Source organism: Halomonas sp. GXIMD04776 (genome assembly GCF_049808615.1).
Lineage (GTDB): Bacteria > Pseudomonadota > Gammaproteobacteria > Pseudomonadales > Halomonadaceae > Modicisalibacter.
This window is the reverse complement of record NZ_JBNCAN010000051.1, coordinates 1-4,203: the sequence shown is the minus strand read 5'-3', so window position 1 is coordinate 4,203 and position 4,203 is coordinate 1. Positions and strand designations below refer to the sequence as shown.

The following is a 4,203-nucleotide window of genomic DNA, read 5'->3' as shown; positions in this document are numbered from 1 at the left end:
GTTCTGAAACCAAAGAACTGATCAAAAAACCATCAAATTAGAGGCTTGGGCGCGGCAACGGCCCGCGCCCTCGGAATCTGGGCGCTGCTGACCAGCCCGGTGCAATATCCGGGCTAGCCCCTCGATCACTTGTCGACAACCCCGGCGATGACGATACAGGCAGGCTATGCGTCAATGGATACGATCTTTATCTGGTATATCGATTTTCTCTATCCGACACATGGTCAACTTCAGGTTGGCTTGTTGAGAAATAGGGTCCAGGACTACCTGAGTCAGATGATTGACGGAAGCCCCAGGATGGAAGGGCTGGCACTCGTCCCACCCAATGGGGATGAAGATCGCCCGTTCGCGAATGCCCGCATAGCACCAGGCCCGGGCCTCGATCTTCCCCGTTCGGGTGGTAACCCGCACCTGGTCCCCGTCGCGGATACCCAGCGAATCCGCCAGCTTGGGATGGATCTGACAGTAGAGCTCCGGCCACATCTCCTGGGCCTGCCAGAAGTAGTGGGTCCAGGAATGAAAATGCGGCGCCGGTGGGCGGCCGGTGACCAGTTCCACGTCCAAGCCCTCTGGCGGTGCAGTCCCCTCCCCCGCCGCAACGACACGGCCCGGCGTGGCGTAATGCGCCACGCCAAAGAACGGCGACACGATACTTTCTTCCGTTGCCACCAGATGCGGCAGCGACACGGAACTTGCGGCCTCGGAATAGAACGACGGCTGAGGCGAAAGCCCCACCTTGGCAAAGCGTTCGACCTGGGCCTGAGTGTAGAACTCCAGCTTGCCCGAGGAAGTGGGAAAGCGCTTGCCCGGCGCTTGACCGAAGGCGGTGGTGCCTTCCAGGTACAGCGTATCGGTTTCTGGCGCGTTTTCATCGGCAAGCGGCACGCGCAGGCTGCGATTGGATTTTTGCAGCAGGCGTCGAGTGGTCGCACCCTTCAGCGTGGGGGAGGCCTTGCACAGCACCTCGTCCCAGAGACGGCGTGGGTCCTTGTATTCCTCCTTGAGCAGATCGTCGAAGCCGAAACGCTTGCCCAGTTCGATCCAGAACCAGTGATCGGATTTTGCTTCTCCAGGCGGGTCGATCAATCTGTCGTTCCAGACGATGCGCCGATCCTCGGCCAGGCGCGTGGTGCCGCCCTTCTCGATACCGCTGGCCATGGGCAGCACGTAGTCCGCGAACGCCGAGGTGGCGTTGCGGTAGAGTTCCAGATGCACCAGCAGATCGAGATTCGCCACCGCCTCGCGCATCTTGTTCTGATCCGGCCATAGCGCCAAAGGATTGTTGCCGGTGATGAGGCCGCGAATCGGATAGGCCGCCTTTCCCAGCATGGCATCCGCCCAACTGGCGGGGTTCTTGCCGATCGCCGGGCGGCGCGGCGGACGACGCCCCTCTGGCACGACCGGCGCCTGCACGTCGGGTTCCGAGGAGACGTTGAAATAGCCGCCACCCCGACGTCCCCAGTTACCGGTGATTGCCGCCAGGAACATGAAGACCCGGTGGGTCTGGGCCGCATTGGTGTGTTGATTGACGCCACGACTGAGCATCAGCATCGTACCGTCCGCGCTTGCGATCTCTTCTGCCAGGGAGGCGATACGTGAGGCGGGAAGATCGGTAATGGGGGCGGCCCACTCGGGGGTATAGCCCTGCTCCCGAATGAACGTCCGCCAAACCTCGAAGCCCTCGATCCAGGCATCGCAGAAGGCCGTGTCATGCAGGTTGTGCTCGAGGATATGACCGATCATCGCCAGACCCAGGGCCATGTCGGTGCCCGGGCGAATGGCGAGCCAGTCGTCCGCCTTGGCGGCGGTGGCGGTGGCCCTTGGATCCACCACTATCAGCCGCGCACCGTTATTCAACCGCCAGTGGTTGACCAGCCCGAAGTTGACCGGGCGTGTCTCCGCTTGATTGTCACCGATGTAGACGTAGAGCGCAGCGCTACCGATATCCTCCGGGGTGTAGACGTTGGCCATCATTACCGACCCCTGCGTCATCTCCAGGGCGACCACCTTGCTCAGATCACAAAAAGGCTCCGTGGTGGCGACGTTGTCGGTACCCCAAAGGTTAGCGAAAAGGGGGACACAGCCAAGAATCGTCAGGGTACCGGTGCGCGAGCCGGACTGTATGGCCAGGCTGTCCGTGCCGTGGGCATCTCGCAGCGTCGTCAGCTTGGCGGCGATCTCCTCCAGGGCTTGTTCCCAGGTAACGCGTTCGAACTTGCCCTCGCCGCGCTCGCCCACTCGCTTGAGCGGATACAGCAAGCGCTCACTGCCTTCGTACATCTGCAACGTCATCTGCGACTTAGGGCAGAGGCGACCCTCGAAGATAGGGTCTTCCTTGTTGCCATAAACGTGGCTAAGCCGTCCGCCCTGCAGCTCGTAGACGATGGGGCAGCCGTTGAAGCAGATGTTGCAGCCTCCGGGGACGCGCACGGTCTCGATATCGGCGACGCGCTCCCGGGCAGTGGCATCGTAGGCCAGATTGAGCGCGGAATGATCAAGGTTGGCGCGCACCTGATCGTCCACCATTAACGCGGGTATACGCTGCGCGCCATGGCGCTGACGGTGCTGCTCCTGGCTCAGACCCTCGTCCGCGTGACGCTTTAGATACACCGTGGCGGGTTTCTGCAGGAAATGGTCGATGTCCAGCATCTCACGTCCCGCCGCCTCGGCGGCCGCAAGATGATCCTCCTTGCGGCCGAAGCGGATAGCCTGAGTCGGACACACCGAAGCACAGGCGGGGTCGTCGCCCACGGCTCGGCGATGAGCACACAGATCGCACTTCACCGCATGATGGCTTTCGGCATTGTAGCCTATGGCGCCGTAAGGACAGGAAATCGCGCATTCACCACAACCGGTACAGCGATCCTCGTTGATGGCGACCACACCGGTGACCGGATCCTTGCTGATCGCCTTGGGATTGACCGGGCAGGCGCGCAGACAGGCAGGTCGCTCGCACTGCTGGCAAGTCACGGTCAGAAAATCCAGCAGTGCCGGCGGCGTATAACCCGTCGCCTCGCCGTTCTGGGCAGAAAACCACATGACGCGATTGCGATAGCTGTGAGGTCCCAGGCCGTTGGCCTGCTTGCAGGCGGCCTCGCAGCTCTTGCAGCCGGTGCAGCGCTCCAGATCGATGGATAGGCTCAGCGTTTCGCTCATCATCGCCCCCAGGCGGCCAGATGCCACCAGTAAATCTCGCCCTCCCCCGCCGCGTAGCCGGCGAAGAACAGCATGATCACCACATGACCCAGCATGCCGATATAGAAAAGCGCCGCCCCAAGCAGATGCAGCCGCCGCCAGGTGGCGAGCACTCTGCCCGCCCGCCTGCGCGCGCCCACCAGGCGCAGCTCCTTTTCCGCCAGCCCTTGATAACGCAGCGCTTGAATGGGACTGGCAAGAAAGTGACGCAGTCGAGGCGAAAAGGTCGCCTCCGTGGAGGTGGGATCGAGCGTTTCGAGCAGCGCTTTCTTTCGCTCGATCACCGTCCGCAGCGCCTCCCGATCGACACCCAGCGGCTCCTGAAAGTTGAAGCTCTGGGTGCTGCGGGCGAACAGAAAGCTCAAGCGGCGCGACAAAAACACCCGAGCCACAATACCCTGGATACAGAGAAGGAGCATCAGTAGCAAGGGAATGCTCGCCGGGGTGACAAGCGAGCCGGCGACAGCATGAAAGAGGATTGCCAGCGCCCCGAGATTCGCCCCCAGTACGTGCACCACGAACCACCAGGGCGGGCTTTGAGCATACCCCATGCGTTTGGCGAGGAAAAACGCCAGGGGGCCTAGCAGCAATATCGCTCCAAGGATCGCCGCGCTCTGATGCAGCGCATCGCCAGGGCGACGAGCGACATCCAAAATGTGGACGGCACCTGCCGCGAAACAGGCCAGCAGAAGCAATGCCAACAGCGCCAGTAAAACGGGGTTACTCTGATCGGGGCGGCGACTGGAAGCGTGTTTAGGGATGGAGAAATCATTCACGACCTGAACCACCCGTTTCTTGTTATGGGGCAACTTATGCGCGGGTATCAGCGGGACTGCCTCCCGCCTTCACCGCCTCAGCTTAGTGTAAGCTCGAATAGCGCACAAACACCTCTAGCCCGGATATTGCATCGGGCATGAAAAAAGCGGCTGAAAATCGGTTATAATTCAAGCTCCTACACCAGAATCAACCGCATCAGCCGCCATGACAAAATGTACCATGCCCACCGCC

At 61.4% G+C, this 4,203-nt stretch carries 2 protein-coding genes; both read right to left on the bottom strand.

Features of this window, described 5'->3' with window-relative positions; translation table 11 throughout:
* Nucleotides 1-171: 171 nt before the first annotated feature.
* On the bottom strand, nucleotides 172-3,183 hold the full coding sequence (locus ACPF7Z_RS19255; RefSeq protein WP_425194854.1) for a molybdopterin-dependent oxidoreductase: 3,012 nt from the start codon (nucleotides 3,181-3,183) through the stop codon (nucleotides 172-174).
* Entirely contained in the window at nucleotides 3,156-3,971 is an 816-nt protein-coding gene (locus tag ACPF7Z_RS19250) for a hypothetical protein (protein WP_425194853.1), read from the bottom strand. The genes ACPF7Z_RS19255 and ACPF7Z_RS19250 overlap by 28 nt, the downstream gene beginning before the upstream one ends.
* Between the last annotated feature and the right edge of the window lie 232 nt (nucleotides 3,972-4,203).